We start from the raw sequence: 23,297 nt of genomic DNA, 5'->3' as shown, positions 1-23,297 counted from the left end.
TTCTTTTATGATAAAGGAAAACGACAAAAAGCTGCATTTTAAATTTTTTTGTTTCTTATATTGACATTCGTTTGAGTGATAAATTATTATAAACGTTGAGTCTAAAAGTAAGAATACTTTGGATTACTTCATGCAGAAGCTGGTGTGTGTTATAAAAACATAAATCATACCAAGATTTATGGCAAGGAAACGCTGGAAGCAGATGCAGCAGCAAAGGGTGTTCGTGCAGTGGAATCCAAGGTTTCAAAAACAGAAAATGTATAAAATGACGATTGTTACTACAGCAGGAGGAATACGAATGAGTCAGAAGAAGACCGGAATCCCTTTGGAAGGATTTGCAGAATTTAGCAGGAAGGCAGCAGGAGCAGGAGCCGTTCTTATTAAGAATGAAGGAAAAGTACTCCCATTAAAGACTGGTGAGAGAGTATCTGTTTTCGGAAGAATTCAGAAGAATTATTACAGAAGCGGAACAGGGTCAGGAGGCAGTGTAAATGTAGCTTATACCACCAATCTCCTTGACGGTCTGAGAAGTAAAAAACATGTTCATATAAATGAAGAACTGGCAGCGGTCTATGAGAACTGGATTAAGAGTAACCCTTTTGATAACGGCGGAGGTGTTTGGGCAGGAGAGCCCTGGAATCAGACAGAAATGCCGCTTTCCAGTGAACTGGTGGCTCAAGCGAGAAAAGTATCCGATAAAGCAATTATCGTAATCGGACGTACTGCGGGAGAGGATAAAGATAATGCCGCCGCACCTGGCAGTTATGAGTTGACGGTTGATGAGCTGGCAATGCTTAAGGCTGTAACCGAACATTTTGAAGAGGTTTCCGTGGTTTTGAATGTATCAAATATTATCGATATGAACTGGCTTGATCAGAAAGATTACAAATATCCCATTAAGTCCGTTATCTATTCCTGGCAGGGCGGTATGGAAGGCGGTAATGCGATAGCTGACGTTCTAGCAGGTGATGTGGTTCCCAGCGGTAAGCTGACAGATACCATTGCATACTCCATAGAAGATTATCCCTCTACCAGAAATTATGGCGGTGAAATCAGTAATTTGTATCAGGAGGATATCTATGTAGGGTATCGTTACTTTGAGACCTTCTGTCCAGAAAAAGTACATTACGAGTTCGGTTACGGGTTATCCTATACTGATTTTTCTATTTCTGACTTAACAGCTGAAACCAGCAAAATTAACGGGATGGATTATATTACCATCCAGGCAAAGGTTAAGAACATCGGAGAAGACTATGCGGGTCAGGAAGTTGTGCAGGTGTATTATGAAGCACCACAGGGAAAGCTTGGACGTCCTGTGAGAGCCCTTGGAGCCTTTGCTAAGACGGGTCTGCTAAAGCCCAGGGAAGAGGAAGTGGTAACCATTACAATGCCTGTATCTGTTATGGCGGCTTATGATGACAGTGGTGTTACCGGACATGCTTATTCCTATGTCTTAGAGGCCGGTGAGTACCGTATCTATGCCGGTAACAGCCTTAGAAATACCACCTTGGTTACGGTTAATGGAAATGAGAACTTTATCCTGCAGGATTTAATTGTGGTGGAAAGTCTGCAGCAGGCTATGGCACCGGTAGAAGGTTTTACAAGAATCAAACCAGGCAAGAAGAAGGAAAATGGTACTTATGAGATTGCATATGAGGAGGTACCAACACGTGCCTACTCCTTAGAAGAAAGAATCAAAAAGAATCTTCCGGAGGAATTCAGCTATACAGGCAATAACGGTATAACGCTAAAGGATATAGCAGCCGGAAAGAATACCATGGCTGAATTTTTAGCACAGCTTACCAATGAGGATCTTGCAGCGCTGGTTAGAGGAGAAGGTATGTGTCATCCCCTCGTTACACCTGGAACTGCTTCTGCTTTTGGCGGTGTAACAGACAGCCTGACAGGATATGGCATACCTCTTGCCTGCACCTCTGACGGACCCTCAGGTATCCGTATGGACGGCGGTTATTTGGCTACCCAGGTACCAATAGGCACCCTGCTTGCAGCTACCTGGGATACTGAGTTAATTGAAGAACTGTATGTACTGGAAGGCAAGGAGCTTTTAAGCAACTCCATCGATATGCTGTTAGGACCAGGTATGAATATCCGCAGAAGTCCATTAAATGGACGTAATTTTGAGTATTTTTCAGAAGATCCTCTCATTACCGGTAAATTTGCCAGTGCGGTGGTTAAAGGGATTATGAAAGGTGGCTCCAATGCAACCTTAAAGCACTTTGCCTGCAACAATCAGGAGAAATTCCGTGCGAAAGTAGATGCGGTAGTATCTGAGCGTGCTTTAAGGGAAATCTATCTGAAGGGCTTTGAAATAGCAGTAAAAGAAGGTGGAGCCAACGGAGTTATGACTTCTTATAATCCTGTGAACGGGCACTGGTCAGCTTCTAATTATGATCTGAACACTACAATCCTAAGAGGCGAATGGGGCTTTGAAGGTATTGTAATGACAGACTGGTGGGCTATCATGAACGATGTGGCAATGGGCAGACAGGCTGGTACCCCTGCGGACAGAAAGAATACACATTACATGGTAAGTGCTCAGAATGATCTCTATATGGTTGTTAGTAACTTTGGAGCGGAAGTAAATGCCTACAAAGATCTTACCATGGAAGCGCTGGAGCAGGGAACCTTGACCAGAGGTGAATTACAGCGTTGTGCAAAGAATATCTGCAAATTCCTTATAAAGGCTCCTGCCTTTAACAAAGAAGAAAGCTTTGAGGAAGAGGCTGTGGTGGTTGCAGCAGATTCAACTTTAGCCGATGATAATGCAATTGTTGTTGAGGAGGATACCTTTGTTACAATCCATCCTGATACAAAGGCACTCATAAGAGTAAAGGCTAAAGGTACTTACAGACTCATGATAAGCGTAAGGTCCTTTGGCAGTGAACTTGCGCAGACTTCCTGCGGTCTGTTCATAAACAATATTCAGGCTGCCACGATTCAGACTGGCGGAACAGACGGTCATTGGATGAAACAGAGGCTCGTAAAAGCTGAACTGAGTGAGGGCTTGTACAAGCTGGAGCTTCAGGAGCTGAAGCAAGGTATGGATATTGAATGGGTGGAATTTAAGAAAATATAATTTTCATATAAAGTGGTAAGAAGCCGCCAGGTTTCCTGCAATACATTGTCTGAAAGACACACTGCCAATTTATGTGCTAAAAGCGAAGGATTTTTGTACGATTATAGCACACCGAAGGGTAATAGGTCTTTCAGCCGGTGGGGAGTGGAAAGCCAGGCGGCTTCTTACTGCAATATTGATGTTTTTTTCTTAGATGTATTAGGTGTCAGTCCTCAAAATAAAATAAATCTTCAAATTTCTTATCCAGGGCAATACATAATATCAGGGCTAATTTTGCAGTGGGATTAAATTGACCTACTTCAATAGAGCTAATCGTATTGCGCGATACTCCAACCATTTCTGCTAATTGAGTCTGAGAGAGCTTCAATTCAGCCCGTGCTTCTTTGAGATTGTTTTTTAAGATTAATTCATCATTCATATTATCTACCTAAATATTCTATTATAAAGTTTAACAGGGCAGCTAAAGCAGCAATGAAACCTGAAATCGTTATAATAAGATATGTTTTGTTTTTGGTGAATTGGTACTTGGGAAGGGCTTCAGCAGCAATATAAGCCCAGAACATAGCTGTTGGAATATTGTTGGATTGATCCGTAAATAAATTAAATACGGTAATTACGACATAGAAACCGCAAAACACACTTATTCCAAGCTTCCTTCCACGATTTTCTGCAAGTAACATCCCCTCATCAGGTTTCTCTTTTCTGCTTTTTTCAAGTATTGCTTCTTTATTCATGAAATACCTCCATATGATTATACCAAGTTTTCTTGTCAAATATATTTTAACAGTACCAAGTTTACTTGTCAATAGTATTTGCAAAGTTTACTTGGAATTATTTATCTGCCTGGTGATAAGAAGGATTTATTCTAGTTTATTTTTAGCACATTAATAATTTTCATTTTATTCTTTCTAGGCCATGACACCTTGAACACTTTTTAATTTTGGTATATTATGCTACTAGGTGCGTATTTTTACAAGGTGGCACCGGGAAATATCGAAACGGCATTGCTAGGGACCGGCAATGCGAAGGAAATATGTTATGAAATGCGAGGACAGGAATGGGAGAGTCAATTCTAATAGTAGATGATGAAAAAGAAATTGCCGACTTGCTGGAGTTCTATCTTCAGAATGAAGGCTTTCATGTATACAAATATTACACGGGGAAAGAAGCGCTGGAATGTGTAGATTCTAATAAGTTAAGTCTGGCGGTATTGGATGTAATGCTTCCGGATATTGATGGTTTTCGTATCTGCCAGAAGATTCGTGAAAAATATTTCTTCCCTGTTATTATGCTGACGGCAAAAGTGGAAGATATGGATAAAATTATGGGACTGACACTGGGGGCGGATGATTATATTACCAAACCATTTAATCCCTTGGAGGTAGTGGCAAGGGTTAAGACTCAGCTCCGAAGATATATGAGATATAACAATGCAGAAGAACAGGAAAGCACTGTTATTGACATAAGAGGGCTAACCATTAACAAAGACAATCATGAGTGTCAGCTGTTTGGCAGAGAACTTGCCCTGACTCCAATTGAATTTTCCATTCTCTGGTATCTGTGTGAACGCAAAGGAAAGGTTGTATCCTCAGAAGAACTCTTTGAGAATGTATGGAAGGAAAAATTTCTGGACAATAATAATACAGTGATGGCTCATATCGGAAGACTCAGGGAAAAGATGCAGGAGAATCCGAAGAATCCAAAGTTTATTAAAACTGTTTGGGGAGTGGGGTACAAGATTGAATAAGAAATTTGATATCAAAAGGAAGCTGACTGCTTATATCTTTACCAGATTTATCATATGGCTGATGGTCTATACTTTTTTATTGCTGGGATCCTTTGTTCTAATCGGCGAAATTCTGCGCAGCATGACCTGGTATTCAGATGACCTGCTGTACCGGTTATTTTCGGCTATTAGCAGAAGAGATGTGCTTTTTTTGGGTACACTCTGGGTAATTGGTGCCATTGTAATCTTTCTCTTTTTCTGGTTTAAGACTCTGGGATATCTGGAGAAAGTCACAGAAGCTGCCAGTCAGATATACAGTTCTTCAGAGGAGCTTATAAACCTTCCCGAGGAGTTAAAGGAACTGGAGAACCGATTGAACCAGAGTAAGCTTGAATACAGGAAGAACGAACGTGCAGCAAGAGATGCCGAGCAGAGAAAAAACGATCTGGTGGTATATCTGGCTCATGACCTGAAGACGCCTCTTACTTCAGTAATCGGTTATCTGACGCTTCTTAGGGATGAGAAGGAAATATCAGAAGTCCTGAAAGAAAAATATCTTGCCATATCCTTAAGTAAAGCAGAAAAATTGGAAGAGCTTATCAATGAGTTCTTTGATATAACCCGCTTTAATCTGACCAATTTAACACTGGAATTAAGTAGGGTCAATATTACCAGGATGCTGGAGCAAATTGTATTTGAAGCCGGGCCGGCCTTAAAGGAGAAAGACCTTAACTGCAGACTAAATGCAGAGAGTGATATTTACATTCGCTGTGACGTAGGTAAAATGCAGAGGGTATTTGATAATTTACTGCGAAATGCCATTAACTACAGCTTTGAAGAAGATACCATAATCATTGCGGTGAAACAGAAAGCAAATGATATACACTTTATATTCATCAATCATGGAAATACAATCCCGGAGGAGAAGCTGAGCCGGATATTTGAGCAATTCTATCGGCTGGATACCTCCAGACAATCAAAAACCGGTGGTGCAGGCTTAGGACTTGCGATTGCAAAAGAAATCGTAGAATTACACCAGGGAAAGATTACTGCCGCCAGTAAAGATGAGGTCATTACTTTTGAAATAACCATGCCGGCAATGCTATAAGTTCATCAATGTAAGAAAATTGTAAGAATTTCCGTATAAAAAAGTAGGAAAGTTCATATAGAAAACGAAAAAAAGCTGTCCGTTGTTTTGATAAGATGTTATCAGACAAGCGGACAGCTTTTTTATTGCGGGTGTAAGACATAGTAATACAATTATAACCGCACAAATGAGGAGAAAAGTGAAAATAAAGCAGGTCACTCTCCTGAATATGGTAGTGTGCAAAAGCATGCAGATAGGAGCTAAGAATGAAGAAAATGTTAAAATTCAAAAAAAATATAGCAGTATTATTTGGAGGTAATTCTACGGAATATGAGGTATCCCTTCAATCTGCGTATTCCATTCTTTCGGTATTAGAGAATAGTGATAAGTACAATATTATTCGTCTGGGGATAACCAGGGAGGGCGAATGGTATCGCTATAATGGGCCATTAGAAGACCTTCAGACTGATGAATGGAGGAAGAATACAGAATTTTTAAGTCCCGCTCTGATATCACCGGATAGAAGAGTAAAAGGTATGATAGAATTCGGAAAAAAAGGAATGAAAACTACCACACTTCATGGTGTCTTTCCCGTGCTTCACGGAAAGAACGGGGAAGACGGCACAGTTCAGGGACTGATTGAACTGGCAGGCATACCGCTTATTGGCTGCGGTACGGAAGCTTCCGCACTTTGTATGGATAAGGACAGAGCACACAAATTAGTCAAGGAAGCAGGTATAACAGTGCCAAAAGCAGTACTCCTTACAAAAGCAGAGAAAGAAGATGATTTATTAAAGGCACTGGGAGAACTAACCTGTCCCCTCTTTGTAAAGCCTGTAAAAGCCGGTTCCTCTTTTGGAATAACCAAAGTAACCAGGAAAGAAGCACTGATGGAAGCTGTTGAAGCAGCTTTTAAACATGATTCGGAAGTTCTGATTGAAGAAAATATTGAGGGGTTTGAAGTAGGCTGTGCCATTATGGGAAAAGAAGAACTGCTAATTGGTGAAGTAGATGAGATTCAGCTGGCAGACGGTTTCTTTGATTATACAGAGAAATATACCTTAAAAAGTGCTGTTATCCATATGCCTGCCAGAATTAACGAAGAGACCAGGGAGAGAATCAGAAAAGCTGCTGCGATGATTTACAAAACCCTTGGATGTAAGGGCTTTGCCAGAGTTGATATGTTTTTAACAAAAGAGGGAGGTATTGTCTTCAATGAAGTAAATACCATACCGGGTTTTACGTCTCACAGCAGGTATCCGGGTATGATGAAGGGTATCGGTTTATCTTATGAAGAAATTCTTGACAGGCTAATAGGAGAGGAGCTGGGCTTATGAATAATAAAAGGATAACGATGTCTGATACCGAAAAAGGGTGTCTTATCCTGGTTAACAGAGATCATCCCATAAAAGGTGAAACTTCAGGAAAGCTGATAAATATTGGCGTAGAGGGAGTGTTACTTGAAAGCAGGGCTGCCGCTATGCTGACACAGCTGTTAAAGGATATCAGGGGGGAAGAAGATATAACAGCGGTAAGCGGATACCGCAGTTATAAAGAGCAAGAGGAAATCTTTCAAGATTCCCTCCAGGAAAACGGAAGAGAATTTACGGAAAAGTATGTAGCATATCCAGGATGCAGTGAGCATCAGACCGGATATGCCATCGATCTTGGAGAAACTGCAGAGGAAATTAATTTTCTCTGTCCTGATTTTCCTTATGCGGGCACACCTCAGAAGTTTCGGGATAAAGCGGCAGATTATGGTTTTATACAGCGGTATGAGAAAGAGAAGGAAAGCGTCACAAAGATTGGTCATGAACCCTGGCATTTCCGCTATGTAGGATATCCTCATTCCAGAATTATGAAGGATAATCACCTTTCCCTGGAGGAATATATGGAACTTATGGAGGAGCATCCTTATGGGGTAAATCCATTTGTCTTTCATGGAAATAAACAGAGCTTTGAGATTGGCTGCCTCAAACTGGAGAAAGAGGAACAGGAAATTACTCTCCGTGAAGATATCATATATCAGATTTCAGGCAGTAATCGAAAAAGTGTAATCATAACACTCTGGAAGGAGCAAAACGGTGAAGAATGAATTGTCAGATACCAAGAAAGCTTACCCGGATATAGATGTCTTTCGAATAGTGGCAGCAATTCTGGTAGTTGCTATCCATACCTCACCCTTGACCTCCTACAATGGTTATGCTGACTTTTTGCTTACCAGAGTAGTGGGGAGAGTGGCGGTCCCCTTCTTTTTTATGGTAACAGGGTTCTTTTTATATGATGAAGTGATAATACAAAGAAATAAGCTAAATGCTTTTCTTAAAAAAACATCGCTTTATTATATGGGAGCCATACTATTATATTTGCCCATTAACTGGTATTCCGGTTATTTTAATAGCGAAAAGCTGGGAAGTAAAATTATACGTGATGTACTTTTGGATGGAACCATGTATCATCTCTGGTACCTGCCGGCAGCGGTTATAGGAAGTATCATCGCTTATTATGCCTTGAAGTACCTGTCACTGCAAGGGGCCTTTGCGCTGACATTTGTTCTTTACCTTCTTGGAATGCTGGGGGACAGCTACTATGGATTGACCAAATCAATTCCGGCTTTAAATGGATTGTACAACAATTTGTTTCAGGTTATGGATTATACCAGAAATGGAATATTCTTTGCACCGGTGTTTTTTGTACTGGGGGCAATGTCAAAGAAACGGCGATGTGAATTTAAGAAGTCACTTATCTTTACTGTTGTCTGTTTGTTACTAATGGCGTTAGAGGGAACAATTCTGAAAAGCAATAACCTGATGAGACATGACAGCATGTATCTGCTGCTGGTACCACTAATGTATTTTCTATTCTCAATGCTTTTGCAGCGAAGAGGAACACAAAAACGAGGATTTCGTGATATCTCCTTAATCATCTATATTATCCACCCCTTAATTATCATACTCATAAGAGGTGCATCGAAAATCGCAGGGATTGAAAGGTGGACGGTTTATAACAGCTTGCTTCATTTTCTCCTGACGGCGATTTTTTCTTTTCTGGCAGGATTGGTCATTACAAATGTTTTGCAGAAACTTCGCTTGAAATCCTCAACTTAATATAACACCATGCCAGCTGATACCACATACCAGCGAATATTCAGTAACTGGAATATGACTGAGCCACGGGAATATGACTGAGCCACGGTAGTGAAATGAATAATTTAACAGAAAGGATGCCTTGCCACAGGCTAACGCATTCCAGAAATTAGACCTGCGGTGATTATTACAGGGAAACTTGTAGTGGGCATTGAGTGAATATATATGAATGTAAGTATAAATAATACAATTTCAGTGATGAAACCGCAGACTTCTGAGAAGAACCGAGCTTGGCTTACCATAGATACCAACAATCTGCTCCATAATGTAAAGGAGCTTCAGGGAATAATGAAAGGTGACTGTAAAATGATGGCAGTTGTGAAAGCCAATGCTTACGGACACGGAAGTGTTGAAACAGCAGTTTCATTAAATAATGCCGGAATAAAAAATTTTGCAGTAGCCACCTTAAACGAAGGCATTGAGCTTCGCTTAAACGGTATCCGTGGAGATATTCTGGTGCTGGGTTACACCGATGTTTCCTATGCCAGAGAACTTAAGGAATACCGTCTTACACAGACCGTAGTTGATTACACCTATGGAATGGAACTGGAAAATAAAAAGATACCTGTAAATGTTCATATAAAAATAGATACCGGTATGCATAGGCTGGGAATGGAAGCGAAGGATATGGAAAGAATAAAAGAAATCTTTTCCTTTAAGTACCTGAATGTTACCGGTATGTTTACGCACCTGTGTGCTGCCGACAGCAGAAGCCTGGAAGATATTTATTTTACGGAAAAGCAGATAGAACGCTTTCATCAGCTTGTGAATGAGCTAAAGGCGATAGGAATTAAGGTACCGGTTCACATACAAAGTTCCTATGGCTTATTAAACTACCAGGAACTGTCCTGTGACTATGCCAGAATTGGAATTGCAATGTATGGCTGCTTAAGTTCTGCAAAAGACAAGACAGTAATAATGCCGGAATTAAAACCAGTATTGAGCCTGCAGTCAAGATTGGTGCTCACACGAAATATACCGGCAGGCGAATGCGTCGGATACGGAAGAGTTTATCAGGCGTCGGAGGATAGAACCATTGGAATATTAGCAGTAGGTTATGGGGACGGTTACCCCAGAGAACTTTCAGAGGGTAAGGGACAGGTTCTTATAAAAGGCGTAAAGGTACCGGTAATCGGCCGCATTTGCATGGATCAGCTTATGATTGACATAACAGGGTTACCGGGTATTAAGAGAGGTGATATAGGAACACTTATTGGAGGCAGTGCAAATGAAATGATTCCGGCTGATGAAGTTGCTGACAGTGCAGGAACCATTGCAAATGAACTTCTCAGCAGACTGGGAAACAGGCTGCCTCGTATATATACCTGATGACAATTTCGTGTGTTTACAGAATACTGGGAGGCGAAGTGCCAACAGACAGTTGAATGCAAAATAACCTTAGGTTAACTCCTGGGCAGAGATATAGTATCTGGCAAGAAGCGTATAAGAAAAGGACAAAGCCATTGTCTGTATGATATCATTTGGTTTATGAACAATTGTCTCCTCCTTATTGCCAAAAGCCATAGCAAGAGCGGCTTCAAGCTCATCGCAGAATAAGTTGTAGGCCTCTTCGTAATTGTCACTGTTCTGTAACAAAGAAATACTACGGCTGATATCCGTCAGGCTTAACACTGGCTTTAGCAAAAAGAGCACATAAAGATAAGCCAGATGCTCTCTTTGGTATTTTTTATTTTTTGATGGGACAATAATTTTTTGCTTCACATAGTTGTTTATCATAGTTGAAGTAACGGGCTTAACGGAAGAATCTTCATAAAAGAAAGAAACATTCTCCTCCAAAAGGCTGATAACCTGGTCCATATACAATTCAATGGCTGGCCATTCTTTCCATCTTGGACAGCGATAATTCAGGATATCCTTTACAGTAAACATAATCAAACTCCTTTACAGGCAGGTCAGTATGCGATGGATGCCAATATAAAATAAAGATATATTAACATAAATGAAATCATGAAATATAGCATAATATATAAGTTGAATTCGTTTATTCTTTACCGGGTTAATTGTTTATAAAAGGAATTGAACCGGTGTAAGAAATGATACCATAAACTGAATTCAGCTTATTTAAATTGCTTTTATATAGTAAGAACAATAATAGTATATAGTATCAAATACTATAAGTCAACGCAATAAAACAATTATACAAATTATTGAGTAACACATGATATAATAATAAAAAACCAGTGAGTGTCTCTAAAAATAAAATAAACTTGTTAAGAAAGATTTAATAATGTTGCCTTTCATAAAAGTTGTCAAATGTGCTTTGAAATGGTAAAATAATAAAAACTTATAATTTAATCATAAACAAAGGAATAGGTTGCTTCCTATTAGCAAGCTACAGGTGTAAATAAAATGATAACAGATCCTTATAAATCCTTAGGAGTATCTCCAAATGCATCCAATGATGAAGTAAAAAGAGCGTACCGGGAATTAAGCAGAAAATACCATCCGGATTCCAATGTGGACAATCCATTGTCAGATCTTGCCGCAGAGAAATTCAAGGAAGTGCAGGCTGCCTATGATCAGATCATGAAGGAAAGAGAAGGTGGTTACAGCAGCAGCAGTTCCGGTTACGGAAGACCTGAAGGAAGCTCCGGTGATTCAGCAGAGCTCAATACGGTATACAATTATCTGAACGGAAGACGTTACAGAGAGGCACTTAATACCTTAAGCAATATTTATCCAAGAACGGCAAGATGGTATTATTACAGTGCTATTGCCAATGCCCAGACGGGTAATAATTATGTGGCTTTAAATCATGCAAGAGAAGCCGTTAACATGGAACCGAATAATGTAGAATACAGAAACCTGCTGAATCAGATGGATTGGCAGGGCAGACGTTATGACAATACCAGACAGCAGTCCTATGGCGGTTATGGAGGCGGCTGTGGCAGCGGTAATTTTTGCTGTGATTTATGTATTGCGGATTCCTTATGTGAATGTATGGGAGGGGATTTGTGCGGATGTTTCTAAGCACGAGGAAATTGACTTTTCTCGGACTGCTGCTGGCAGTCACCGTATTGCTGATAGTATTAAGCGGTATATTAGAATTTAACACCCTTTTTCTACTGGCAGCGGCGTCCTTTGGGGTTGGCATAGCCGTAAGAGAAGCCGGTGCAGCTATGGGATTTGGGTATTTAATCGGAAGTATAGCACTTGGTTTCTTTCTGGCTCCCAATAAATTGTATTGTATAACTTATGGAGCTATGGCAATCTATTTACTTGCGGCAGAGTGCATCTATGATAAACTTCTTGTGGTTAATAGTACGGCAGTACGGGGTAAACTGCTGTGGGTTTTAAAGTATCTGATTTTTAACCTGCTTTTTATACCGATGCTGTTATTATTTCCAAGCCTTATCTATACTGGGAAAATTGACACCAGATTACTGCTTTTAATGTTTGCTGGCGGACAGATACTTTTGTTTTTATATGATAAAGGATACAGATACTTTCAAGGGAATATCTGGGAAAGAGTGAGAACAAAGCTGAAGCTGTAAACTGGATATATGGGGTACTTGAGCGACTGCCTGAAGCGGCAGCTCAGCTAAGGTGCCTCTTTTCATTTTAATCTAAATTGTTCTCTCATATGAATGGGGGAAGTACTATTTTTAAAAGGGAATTTTCTTTATAGATGAAATTCATAAAAGATTCAAGAAAAATAAGCAAGCACATAAGAACATTTCACACACGGCTTTATTCCTGATATTGAAGGGTTGTACGTGGTGAGAAAGGCATGGTATTAATATGGAACTATTCTATGGTGTGCTCCTGATGCTTGGAGCAATACTGTTATCGAATATATTGAATCGATTTCTTCCTTCTTTTTCTGTTCCAGTAATTCAAATCATATTAGGTGTAATAATATCCTTATTTCCTTCCGTGTATCATTTTACCCTTGACCCCGAGCTTTTTTTAATACTGTTTCTGGCACCGTTATTGTTCCATGACGGTATGCAGGCAGATAAGAAATCACTTTGGGAGCTAAGAAAGCCAATTATTATGCTGGGTCTGGGCCTTGTGTTCTTTACAGTGCTGGCAGCCGGTTATCTGATTCATTTTATGATTCCGTCAATTCCGCTGCCGGCAGCTTTTGCACTGGCAGCAGCTTTGGCACCAACAGATGCAGTGGCTGTTGGTTCTCTTGGCAAGAGAATAAAGATACCGCATTCTATTATGAATCTCCTGGAGGGGGAAGCACTTATTAATGATGCCTCTGGTATCGTAAGCTTTCAGTTTGCGGTAGCTGCTATGGTTACTGGTTCCTTCTCATTGCTTCACGCAGGAATCGAGTTCCTATATGTAGCGCTCGGGGGAGTAATGGTAGGTGCTGTTCTTACGGGTTTAAAATACCTTATCGTAAAGTGGGTTCGCATACTGGGAATGGAGAATGTTACCTTCCATCTACTGATTGGTATACTTACCCCTTTTCTTATCTTTATGGCTGCTGAGGAGCTTCATGTAAGCGGAATCCTTGCAGTTGTAATTTCCGGTGTCATCCATTCTATTGAAAGCAGAAGATTAAATCCTGAACTGGCAACCCTTAAGATTGCTTCCCAAAGTGTATGGTCCACACTGACCTTTATATTAAACGGGTTAGTTTTTGTTATATTAGGAATGCAATTTCCAGAAATCATTAATACCATCTGGTATGATATTTCTTTTGATAATTTAAAAATTATTGGCTACATTCTGGTTATAACTTTAGCGATGATGCTTATTCGTTTCTTATGGTCTTATTTTATAGTAAGCGAAGGTCAGCGGGAGGAGGGGAACGGGGAAAAGAAACTTGGCAGTATAAAAGAAAGCCTGGTAATCAGTATGTCAGGTGTCAGAGGAAGTGTAACGCTGGCAACAACACTTTCGCTACCCTTTTTCCTTAAGGATGAAAGTAATTTTCCGCAACGAGATCTTATTATCTTTTTGGCAGCGGGGGTTATCCTTCTTTCCCTGCTGATAGCAAATTTTCTGTTGCCGCTTTTCTTCAAAGAAGAGGTACCCCTTGAAAGCGATGAGGAGGAGAGAGAGGCATGCCTTGAGATTATTGAGCGTGTAATAAAACAGCTAAATAATCTGGTGGACGAAAATAACCGTTTTGAAATGAGCAAAGTGACAAGGAATTATATCCTGAGAGCAGAAGAGCTAAGAAATAGAAATTACGCAGGAAACGGGCTGTTTGAAGAAGAAATACAGTTAAGAGACCAGGTGCTTAATTGGGAAATTGAGAATACCAATAAGCTACTTCAGAATAAAGTAATAGAAGATAAGACTGCATATCAATATCTTCAGATTTTAGGTGAAATCAAAGAGAGAAATACCACAAAGCGAAGAGGCTTTAAGGTGGCGTTTCTCAGGCAGCTTATACGTAACTTCAAACGTATGAAAGCCTTTAGCCAGAAAAGAGAAATTATTTATGAGAACCGCTTGCAGATTGCCAAACTTCGTAAGCTCAACAGCCAATATGTATTGGCAAAGCTTTATGAGAAGAAAAAACAGGAGAAGAACCTGAGCATTAACAAACTAATTGCAGAGTATGAACGACTGGAAGCTATGATGTTAGAAAAAATAGCAGCATTTATGGATAAAACGGAGCTGGAAGGAGAAGGAAATCATATGAAAGAACTGCCCGCCTCCGAGGACCAGCTTGCTGTTTCGGAGGCGGGGGATATGACAGATCTGGTGTCCTTAGGCTTTCAAATAGAAAGGGATGGTATCCAGGCAATGTTTGAAGCAGGGAGGATATCCAGAGATACCGTCAGGAAACTTCGGAATAATATAGCTTTAATGGAATTACAGATTAAAAACCAGGACTTATAAAGGCTTACCTGGATTTTAAGACGATCAGATCGTCCTTTGGCAGCAGGACGGTCTTCGCATCCAGAACTGCCATAACTTCGTTTTCCCTGATAATTGCGATCACATTAATGGCTTCTGTCTGCCTGAGCCTTAGCTTATCAAGACTTTTCCCCTCCCATTCAGGGAGAGGCTTCATTTCAATGATATCGTATTTATCTGATCGATGTATGGAATCCATTAAATCATTGGTAATTAAACTATAAGCAACTCTTTCGCCCATCTCTTTTTCAGGCAGGATTACCCTATCTACACCAATCGACTCAAAAATCTGTTTTTGCCTTATTCCATTGGCTTTTACAATAATATAATTTACTTTTAATTCTTTTAGTATAGTTGCGGTAACTGCAGCAGATTCAAAATCTCTGCCGAAAGCAATAATTACAACATCAAAATTGCTGATACCTATTTTTTCTAAAACGGCTTTATCAGAGGCATCAGCCTGTATAATATGGGTTGCTATGTGAAGATTTTCCTGCACAATCTGTTCATCTATATCACAGCATAGTACATGATAACCGTTGTCAGTAAGAGCTTGTGTCAGTCCTTTTCCAAACTTGCTTAAGCCTAAAACAGCAAATTGCGTATTATGGCTAATTCTAAATTTTTTCATAATATCCTCTTTCATGAATATCAATCTCAAGTAGATATTCGTTAATCAGTTGTTAAAAACCATCTAATGTATATCATTTTATTACAAAGCTATCCAATCATAATATCCTCAGAAGGATAGTTTATTCGTCCGTTAATCTCACTATTACGGCTGGCTATGGATAATAGAAGAGCAATAGGACCTAGTCTTCCTATAAACATAAATACAATCAGTATAAGCTTTCCCGGAGCCGAGAGATATGGCGTTATTCCCGTTGTTAATCCAACCGTTCCGAGTGCTGAGGCTACTTCAAATAATATATCCATCGGTGTATGGTCAAAAGCCGAATATCTTTCCGTGAAAGATAAAAGGACAGTACCGCTCAGCCAAAGTATCAACATGATTACGACTACAGCTATCGCTTTTTGCAATGTAACAACTGGTATTGTACGGTGAAACAATGTAATGTTTCTACAGCCTGTTATGGTACTTATGACACTACATATAATGATAGCCACAGTTATTGTCTTTATGCCGCCTGCTGTTCCACCAGGTGACCCTCCGATTAACATAAGTATACAAGAAATCATCTTAGAGGTGTCGTTTAATTCGTTCTGAGGAATAGTAGCAAATCCTGCAGTCCTTAATGTAACAGATTGAAAGAAACTTGCTAGTATTCGCTTACCCTGGCTTAAATTACCAAGTGTTCCCGGATTGGAATATTCTGAGAAATAAATCAACAAAGCTCCGGCAATAATCAAAGTAACGGTGCTGATTAGAACCAGTTTTGTATGGAGAGAAAGATATAACTTTTTTCTGCTATTGCGTGAAAGCATAGCTTGGACTTTTAAGTGAATATCTCTCCAGACAGAAAAACCAATACCTCCCAAGATAATCAGGGACATAATAGTAAGGTTTAGTATGATGCTGTCCACATAAGGTATCATACCTAACTCTCCGATAATATCAAATCCAGCATTACAGAAGGCAGAGACAGAATGAAAAATACCAAATGCCAAGGCTTGATACCATACCATTTTCTGCTGTAAGAAAAATACAAATAAGAAAACGGCTCCTATTCCTTCTATGATGAATGTACCACGGATTACAAGGTTTACAAATTTAACCATGCCACTAAGCGTCTGAATATTAAAAGCTGATTGTACTGCCAATCTATCTTTTAGAGTAACTTTTTTTCCTATATGAATAAGAAAAAAGGTAAAAATGGTTATCAAACTAAGCCCGCCTAACTGTATCAGGCACAGTATAACTATTTTTCCAAAAATACTCCAGGTGGCAGAGGTGGTAAGGGTTACCAATCCGGTTACGCAAACAGCTGAAGTGGTTGTAAAGAGAGCATCCAGATATGATACCTCGACACCGCTTTGTCTGGAAATTGGTAAATACAATAAAATTGAACCAACCAACAGTAACAGTACAAAGCTGATAACAATAGTCTGTGATGGTGATAATTTGTTGTTAAACCGTAGTACAAGTGTTTTAATTTTCATTACGTCTCTTCCTATCATTTATCAATTGTTCAATGTTAGTTATTATATGTTGTGCGAATATATTTGTCAAATCCATAATATCTATTTACCATTATATTATAATTAAAACAAGTTTAAAAATTATTAAGATGAGACGAGAGAATTAATGCTTCATAAAACGGTTCATAAAGGCGGCCATGGGTTTATAGGGAAAGCTCTCCAGGGAAGCAGTGACGGCTTTTAATTCCTTACGTATGGCAATGCTCTGAGGACAGTGCTTTTCACATAATCCGCAGCCCACACATTTGGAGGAATTATGTCCGGCTGTTCGTACAATATAATTGAAGCGGGCGGAGATTTTTCTGGTTACAGCAGTTTCATTATAGCAGGTAAAGCACATAGGGATATCAACCCCATGAGGACATGGAATACAATAAGCACATCCGGTACAGGGAACTAAAAAGGAGCGGTTTAAGACATCCTTTACTCTTTTATACAGTTCTTTTTCTTTGTCAGTGATGATATCAGCCTGAGCCAGGCAGGCAGAAGCAACATTGGCCTGAAGCATTTCCTGTGAGTTCATACCGGAGAGCACCGTTAATATCTGGGGATGATTCCACAGCCAGCGGAAGGACCATTCAGCTGGTGAATGCTTCTCTTCGGATTCGTCGAATACTTGTAAAGCCTCCTTGGGAAGATTGACTAACTTGCCTCCTCTTAAGGGCTCCATAATCATAATAGGAAGTCCTTTATCCGCTGCATAGAGCAGTCCGTTTTTGCTTGCCTGGTTAAATTCATCATAGTAATTGTACTGGAGCATACAAAATTCCCAGGGATATGCATCAACGATTTTAACAAATTCCTCTTGTCCGCCATGATAAGAAAAACCGATATTTCGAATCAGGCCCTTCGCTTTTTTCTCCTCTATCCATTCTTCAATTCCAAGGCTTATCATCCTTTGCCATACATCCAGATTGGGAAGCATATGTATAAGGTAATAGTCGATGTAATCCGTTTTCAGCCTTTCCAGCTGGGTATGAAATATTTTGTCGAAATCTTCTTTTTTCTTAACTAGATAAGGTGGGAGTTTGGTTGCGATTTTCACTTTATCGCGGTAGCCCTTTGATAAGATACGGCCCAGAGTGGCTTCGCTGCCAGGGTATATGTAGGCAGTATCAAAGTAATTTACACCCATTTCAATTGCTTTTATTATCTGTTGTTCTGTTTCTTTTTCGTCTCGTTTAAAACGCATACAGCCAAATGCCAGGACAGAAATTTCATCTCCGTTTTTCGGGTTAATACGGTATTGCATGCTTACCTCTTTTCTTGATATCCTTGGATATTCAATGTTAATTAAACCAACTATCCTTTACACGCAGCAAAGGAAGAACTAAAGCTAAATATATACAGTATAACTGTATTATAGGTTAATGATAGCCATAGTCAAGAGTAATTTTAGGCTTTCTTACAGAAGAAGGATTGACATTAACTTTGCAGAGGATTACATTAGTCATAGATTCAGGTGACATTTAGAAAAGAGGCGTAATAAATATGAAATTTAAGAATTTATTAAATACAAAAGGTCATAAGCCTTCCTTTGGTTTAAAGGAATTGCTGGGATATATCGGCCCGGGACTGTTGGTTACTGTAGGTTTTATCGATCCGGGAAACTGGGCTTCCAATATAGCAGCAGGTTCTGATTATGGATATAAGTTATTATGGATGGTTACCTTGTCTACTATAATGTTGATTCTGCTGCAGCATAATGTTGCTCACCTTGGTATTGTTACCGGTGACTGTCTGTCAGAGGCCGCCAACAGGCATTTAAAACCCTGGTTATCAAAGACAGTACTTACCACTGCGCTGGTGGCTGCAATCTCTACGGCCATGGCAGAAATCTTAGGAGGTGCAATTGCACTTAATCTGTTATTTCGTGTTCCGGTTAAAGCAGGAGCGGTAATCATATTAGCGGTAATCCTTCTATTGCTATACTCCAACTCCTATAAAAAGCTTGAAAAAGTTATTGTTGGGTTTGTATCCATAATCGGTATATCCTTTCTATATGAATTAAGTGTGGTACATATCAGCTGGGGAGAAGCTGTCAGGGGATGGACAGTCATACAATTTCCCCATGGCTCCATGCCCGTTATTATGGCAGTATTAGGTGCGGTTGTAATGCCCCATAATCTATTTCTTCATTCGGAAATCATACAAAGCAGGCAGTGGAATTTAGAGGAAGAGGCTGTTATAAAAAGACAGCTGCGTTATGAGTTTTTGGATACTTTATTTTCCATGATAATCGGGTGGGCAATTAACAGTGCAATGATTATACTTGCCGCTACTACTTTCTTTTCCCAGAGAATCAAGGTGTCTGAGCTTGGTCAGGCACAGCAGATGCTGGTACCTCTGGTTGGAAGCTTTGCAGCCGTGTTATTTGGTGTAGCCTTACTGTTTGCGGGAATATCATCAACCATGACTGCCGGAATGGCAGGGGGAACCATATTTGCAGGGATGTTCGGAGAGCCATATGATATCAGGGACAGACATACCAAAATTGGAGTTGCAGGAATACTGACACTGGCGGCGGTTGTTATTTTTCTGATAAAGGATCCTTTTAAAGGATTGGTATATAGTCAGATGCTGCTAAGCATTCAGCTGCCGATTACTGTAATTACACAAGTATACCTGACTTCCTCAAAGAAGGTTATGGGGAATTATAAGAACAGTTTTCTGAATAATATTGTATTGTGGTTAATTGCTTTCGTACTGACGGTTTTGAATGTAATGCTGCTGGTTAGTTATCTGTAAAAGGGAAGTTGCTGGGGGGATTGTAAGGATATAATGGGTAGTTTTTTTAAAGGGGACGGCAATTGCATAAAATAGATAAAATTCAAACGTTCATTCCAATGTATAAGAAGTCCTGATTTCTCTGATACTTTTGTGCTGGAAATAGCCTCAAACAGATAACTCGCTTCGCTCAGACAATCTGTTTGAGACTATAGCACAAAAGCATCAGAGAAAAGGACTTCTAATACATTTCCATAGGCGTATGAATTTTATCTATTTTATACAACTGCCTGAAAATTAATTAAAGCTATGTTGATAGTACTGCTTGATATTTTATTAGAATTCTTATTTAGTTATAGAAATTAGATATAAAAATCCTATAATAATGAAAGTCTTGTAAACAGGAGATTTGATTATTTAAAGAGGTTTAAGTCAGAGTGAGTGTTATATAGGGTAGGAACTTAATGACAATATCATTCGGATACTTCATTTTGTCGTAAATAATACTGTTGCAATAAATAGAAGGCAAAGTTATAATTCTATGTAGTAACAGAAGGGTTTACAGCTTATTAACAGAGCTTATTGGTTATTAGTGTAAACTGAACAATAGAAGAGAAGAGGATTATGGATATGTTTGGTGAAGCAGAAACCTTACAGGTAAAGAAGGCCATCTTAAAAGCAATCGAGAAGAAAGAAATCGCAGGCGGAAACCTGTTAATAGTAAAAGGCGGTAAGGAGATTTTCTATCATGAAGACGGATTAGCTTCCATTGAAGAGAAACGTCCTGTGAAAAGAGATACTATTTTCAGACTTTATTCCATGTCAAAGCCTGTAACAGCTGCGGCTGCAATGATTTTAGTTGAGAGAGGGGAACTTGATCTCTATGAATCCGTAGGTAAGTATCTTGAGGGATTTCGTAATCAGATGGTAGATGACAATGGAACTCTTGTAAAAGCTGAAAGTGAGGTTACCGTTAAGGACTTGTTAAATATGACCTCAGGGCTGCTTTACGGAGGAGAGAATCTGGCGGGAATAGCTACCAGTAAGGTATTTGCTGAAATCGATAAAAAGTTATTTACCGAAAATGCCCTCAGTACCATAGAAATTGCAAATAAACTCGGCAAATGTCCCTTGGCTTATCATCCTGGCTCCTTCTTTAGCTATGGTACCAGTGCAGATGTTTTAGGTGCAGTTATTGAAGTCGTAAGTGGAATGCCTTTTGGTGAATTTCTGGAGAAAGAAATATTTGTTCCTCTTGGGATGAAGGACACCGGGTTTTACGTACCAGAGGAAAAGAGGAACAGGCTGGTATGTACATATGGAGCTGATGAAGCAGGCGGCTTAACCCTTTATACCGATAATAATTTGGGGATTATTCAGCCGATGGATCGAAAACCGGCTTTTGAATCCGGCGGTGCGGGACTGGTATCAACAATAGATGATTACGCAAAATTTGCAGCGATGTTAATGAGCGGAGGCTCCTATGAGGGAACCCGGATACTAAGAAAAAGAACCGTTGAGTATCTCACCACCAAGACCCTGAACGAAATACAGTATGAGGGGCTGGTTCCCTGGACAACCTTAGAAGGCCACAGTTATGGAAATCTTATGAGGATAATGACAGACACCACAAAAGCCGGAACCATTGGAAGTCCCGGAGAATATGGCTGGGATGGCTGGCTTGGCTGTTATTTCTGCAATTGTCCTGCTGATGATCTGACGATTCTGTTCATGATACAGAAGAAGGACGCCGGAACCATGGAGATTACAAGGAAATTACGTAATATCATTATAAGCAGCTGCAGTGAATAACATTCTATTTATAAAACACTTGTGATAATATAGAAAATATATTTCATATTTATTCTTATACGAGTATTGTTTACCAGGTATCAAAAACTTTGTTTTATCCGATTTCAGGTGAATAGTACAAACCAGAAAGAATGAATGCGCCTATGGAAAGGTATTAGAAGTCCTTTTCTCTGAATATTTTGTGCTATAATGTAAGACAGATTGTCTGAGCGTATCACAGCGAGTTATCTGTCTTACATTATGACAAGCACAAAATCTTCAGAGAAATTAGGACTTCTTATACCTTGTAATGGAAGCATGAGTTCTTTCTGGTTTGTACAATTTGCCGTCCCCTTGTGATAACCTACTTTAATACACAAAATAAAAAGTTGAAAAAAATTCAAATCCATGTATAATGAAGTTATAAAAAATATAAAGGGTGATTCCTTTGATCTATTCCATGAGACAAATTAATACAGTTGTATTTAATTAAGACGGGCTAAAACAGCCCGTCTTTCTTTTTGGCTTTAACTCGGTAAAGAGAATCATCTTTTACACATAATATATGCTTTCAGCTCAATATTTCGAGGGAGAGAAGACATGACTAAGAGTGATAGAAAATAAAAATTGAAAGGCTGCCATGTAAAGCTTCTTTCACTCTCTTTTATCTGTGGCAGTATCCTTTGTTTACCAGGGATATACAATTGGTGTTAGTATGAAAATAGCAGTATTTGAACTTAGACAGGATGAGAAAAAGAAGCTGGAGGATTTAAAAGGGAGGCATGGGCTGGAGCTGGTCACTACAGGGAAAGCCTTAAGCAAGCAAACCTTAAAGCTGGCAGCCGGTTGTGAGGGGGTAACAATACTTGGGAGAAGTAAATTAGATAAAAGTTTACTGCTAGGACTGAAGAACTTGGGGGTCAGATACATATCCACAAGAACGGTTGGATATAATCATATTGACGTGGCATATGGGAAAGAAATCGGACTTAAGATGTGTAATGCCGGTTATCCGCCCAAAGGCGTTGCAGAGTTTGCAGTTATGCTCATGCTTCTGACTTTAAGAAACTACAAACCTGCCATGTGGAGGCAGAATGTGAATGACTATTCACTGCAGGGACTTACCGGACAGGAACTTGGTAACCAGACGGTAGGGATTATCGGAACTGGTTGTATCGGGCAGGAGGTAATAAAGCTCCTGTCAGGTTTCGGCTGTAAAATCATAGCCTATAATCGAACTGAAAAAGAAGAACTGAAAAAATACGTGGAATATGTAACGCTTGAGGAGCTTTACAGACTTTCTGATATTATCTCCCTCCATGTTCCGCTGACAGAGGAAAACAGATATTTCATTGACAAAAAGGCGATAAACAATATGAAAACGGGAGTTATCTTAATTAATACGGCAAGAGGTGAATTGATGAATATAGAAGCCCTTACTGAAGGAATTGAATCTCAGAAGATTGGAGCACTGGGGCTTGATGTCTTTGAGAAAGAAGAGGGAATTTATCATGCAGACAGAAAAAATGATATATTAAAGAATAGGGATATGGTGTACTTAAGACAATTTCCCAATGTTGTAATGACTCAGCATATGGCTTTCTATACCAGAGCTAATATTGATAGTATGATGACCTGGGGAATTGAAGGGATATTAGACTTACACCTGACCGGCTGCTGCACCCAGGAAATAGGATAAAAGGGCAAATTATA

Annotated in this window: 19 protein-coding genes; 13 read left to right on the top strand and 6 right to left on the bottom strand. The window is 39.5% G+C overall.

Annotation, left to right across the window (positions count from 1 at the left end):
* Nucleotides 1-298: 298 nt before the first annotated feature.
* Complete coding sequence (locus R2R35_RS03545) at nucleotides 299-3,097, top strand: glycoside hydrolase family 3 protein (RefSeq protein WP_317733119.1); 2,799 nt, start codon at nucleotides 299-301, stop codon at nucleotides 3,095-3,097.
* Nucleotides 3,098-3,302: 205 nt separating this feature from the next.
* Here the strand turns inward: R2R35_RS03545 and R2R35_RS03540 are convergent, their stop codons facing one another.
* Both R2R35_RS03540 and R2R35_RS03535 read right to left on the bottom strand, forming a co-directional pair.
* Nucleotides 3,303-3,515: a helix-turn-helix transcriptional regulator gene (locus R2R35_RS03540; RefSeq protein WP_317733118.1), complete on the bottom strand. Its 213-nt coding sequence runs from the start codon at nucleotides 3,513-3,515 to the stop codon at nucleotides 3,303-3,305.
* 1 nt (nucleotide 3,516) lies between these two features.
* Nucleotides 3,517-3,831: a DUF6442 family protein gene (locus R2R35_RS03535; protein WP_317733117.1), complete on the bottom strand. Its 315-nt coding sequence runs from the start codon at nucleotides 3,829-3,831 to the stop codon at nucleotides 3,517-3,519.
* A 323-nt stretch (nucleotides 3,832-4,154) separates the two neighbouring features.
* Between R2R35_RS03535 and vanR the strand changes: the two genes are divergently transcribed.
* The 6 genes from vanR to vanT all read left to right on the top strand — a co-directional run bounded on the left by vanR (nucleotide 4,155) and on the right by vanT (nucleotide 10,385).
* Nucleotides 4,155-4,844: a VanR-ABDEGLN family response regulator transcription factor gene (gene vanR, locus R2R35_RS03530; protein WP_317733116.1), complete on the top strand. Its 690-nt coding sequence runs from the start codon at nucleotides 4,155-4,157 to the stop codon at nucleotides 4,842-4,844.
* A complete protein-coding gene (locus R2R35_RS24525; RefSeq protein WP_317733115.1) occupies nucleotides 4,837-5,931 on the top strand; it encodes a sensor histidine kinase in 1,095 nt (364 codons plus the stop codon). The genes vanR and R2R35_RS24525 overlap by 8 nt, the downstream gene beginning before the upstream one ends.
* 254 nt (nucleotides 5,932-6,185) lie before the next feature.
* Complete coding sequence (vanG, locus tag R2R35_RS03520) at nucleotides 6,186-7,247, top strand: D-alanine--D-serine ligase VanG (protein WP_317734739.1); 1,062 nt, start codon at nucleotides 6,186-6,188, stop codon at nucleotides 7,245-7,247.
* Nucleotides 7,244-8,005, top strand: a complete 762-nt coding sequence (locus R2R35_RS03515) for a M15 family metallopeptidase (protein WP_317733114.1) — start codon at nucleotides 7,244-7,246, stop codon at nucleotides 8,003-8,005. Before vanG ends, R2R35_RS03515 begins: the two co-directional genes overlap by 4 nt.
* The gene (locus tag R2R35_RS03510; RefSeq protein ID WP_317733113.1) at nucleotides 7,995-9,017 is read left to right on the top strand and encodes an acyltransferase; all 1,023 of its coding nucleotides are present in this window, start codon (nucleotides 7,995-7,997) and stop codon (nucleotides 9,015-9,017) included. Before R2R35_RS03515 ends, R2R35_RS03510 begins: the two co-directional genes overlap by 11 nt.
* Before the next feature lie 204 nt (nucleotides 9,018-9,221).
* A complete protein-coding gene (vanT, locus tag R2R35_RS03505; protein ID WP_317733112.1) occupies nucleotides 9,222-10,385 on the top strand; it encodes a serine racemase VanT catalytic subunit in 1,164 nt (387 codons plus the stop codon).
* 69 nt (nucleotides 10,386-10,454) lie between these two features.
* On the opposite strand, the gene R2R35_RS03500 is transcribed toward vanT, so the two are convergent.
* On the bottom strand, nucleotides 10,455-10,946 hold the full coding sequence (locus R2R35_RS03500; protein WP_317733111.1) for a DUF1836 domain-containing protein: 492 nt from the start codon (nucleotides 10,944-10,946) through the stop codon (nucleotides 10,455-10,457).
* 480 nt (nucleotides 10,947-11,426) lie between these two features.
* Here R2R35_RS03500 and R2R35_RS03495 point away from each other — a divergent pair, with 480 nt between their 5' ends.
* The 3 genes from R2R35_RS03495 to R2R35_RS03485 all read left to right on the top strand — a co-directional run bounded on the left by R2R35_RS03495 (nucleotide 11,427) and on the right by R2R35_RS03485 (nucleotide 14,888).
* On the top strand, nucleotides 11,427-12,047 hold the full coding sequence (locus R2R35_RS03495) for a J domain-containing protein (RefSeq protein WP_317733110.1): 621 nt from the start codon (nucleotides 11,427-11,429) through the stop codon (nucleotides 12,045-12,047).
* Nucleotides 12,038-12,571 (top strand): hypothetical protein, encoded by a 534-nt coding sequence (locus R2R35_RS03490; RefSeq protein WP_317733109.1) that lies wholly within the window; start codon nucleotides 12,038-12,040, stop codon nucleotides 12,569-12,571. Before R2R35_RS03495 ends, R2R35_RS03490 begins: the two co-directional genes overlap by 10 nt.
* A 247-nt stretch (nucleotides 12,572-12,818) precedes the next feature.
* A complete protein-coding gene (locus tag R2R35_RS03485) occupies nucleotides 12,819-14,888 on the top strand; it encodes a Na+/H+ antiporter (protein ID WP_317733108.1) in 2,070 nt (689 codons plus the stop codon).
* Between the two features lie 4 nt (nucleotides 14,889-14,892).
* Here the strand turns inward: R2R35_RS03485 and R2R35_RS03480 are convergent, their stop codons facing one another.
* From R2R35_RS03480 to R2R35_RS03470, 3 genes are all read right to left on the bottom strand, one after another.
* On the bottom strand, nucleotides 14,893-15,537 hold the full coding sequence (locus tag R2R35_RS03480) for a potassium channel family protein (RefSeq protein WP_317733107.1): 645 nt from the start codon (nucleotides 15,535-15,537) through the stop codon (nucleotides 14,893-14,895).
* A gap of 89 nt (nucleotides 15,538-15,626) precedes the next feature.
* Nucleotides 15,627-17,027 carry a TrkH family potassium uptake protein gene (locus R2R35_RS03475; RefSeq protein WP_317733106.1) on the bottom strand — a complete coding sequence of 467 codons (1,401 nt, stop codon included), beginning with the start codon at nucleotides 17,025-17,027 and terminating at the stop codon, nucleotides 15,627-15,629.
* 142 nt (nucleotides 17,028-17,169) lie between these two features.
* Nucleotides 17,170-18,318 carry an aldo/keto reductase gene (locus tag R2R35_RS03470; RefSeq protein WP_317733105.1) on the bottom strand — a complete coding sequence of 383 codons (1,149 nt, stop codon included), beginning with the start codon at nucleotides 18,316-18,318 and terminating at the stop codon, nucleotides 17,170-17,172.
* 239 nt (nucleotides 18,319-18,557) lie between these two features.
* Between R2R35_RS03470 and R2R35_RS03465 the strand changes: the two genes are divergently transcribed.
* The 3 genes from R2R35_RS03465 (at nucleotide 18,558) to R2R35_RS03455 (ending at nucleotide 23,283) form a co-directional block, all read left to right on the top strand.
* Nucleotides 18,558-19,814: an Nramp family divalent metal transporter gene (locus R2R35_RS03465; protein ID WP_317733104.1), complete on the top strand. Its 1,257-nt coding sequence runs from the start codon at nucleotides 18,558-18,560 to the stop codon at nucleotides 19,812-19,814.
* A 603-nt stretch (nucleotides 19,815-20,417) separates the two neighbouring features.
* Entirely contained in the window at nucleotides 20,418-21,605 is a 1,188-nt protein-coding gene (locus R2R35_RS03460; RefSeq protein WP_317733102.1) for a serine hydrolase domain-containing protein, read from the top strand.
* Nucleotides 21,606-22,299: 694 nt separating this feature from the next.
* On the top strand, nucleotides 22,300-23,283 hold the full coding sequence (locus R2R35_RS03455; protein WP_317733101.1) for a D-isomer specific 2-hydroxyacid dehydrogenase family protein: 984 nt from the start codon (nucleotides 22,300-22,302) through the stop codon (nucleotides 23,281-23,283).
* Nucleotides 23,284-23,297 lie beyond the last annotated feature (14 nt).

The organism is Anaerocolumna sp. AGMB13020, from assembly GCF_033100115.1.
Lineage (GTDB): Bacteria > Bacillota > Clostridia > Lachnospirales > Lachnospiraceae > Anaerocolumna.
This window is presented reverse-complemented; position numbering and strand designations above follow the sequence as displayed.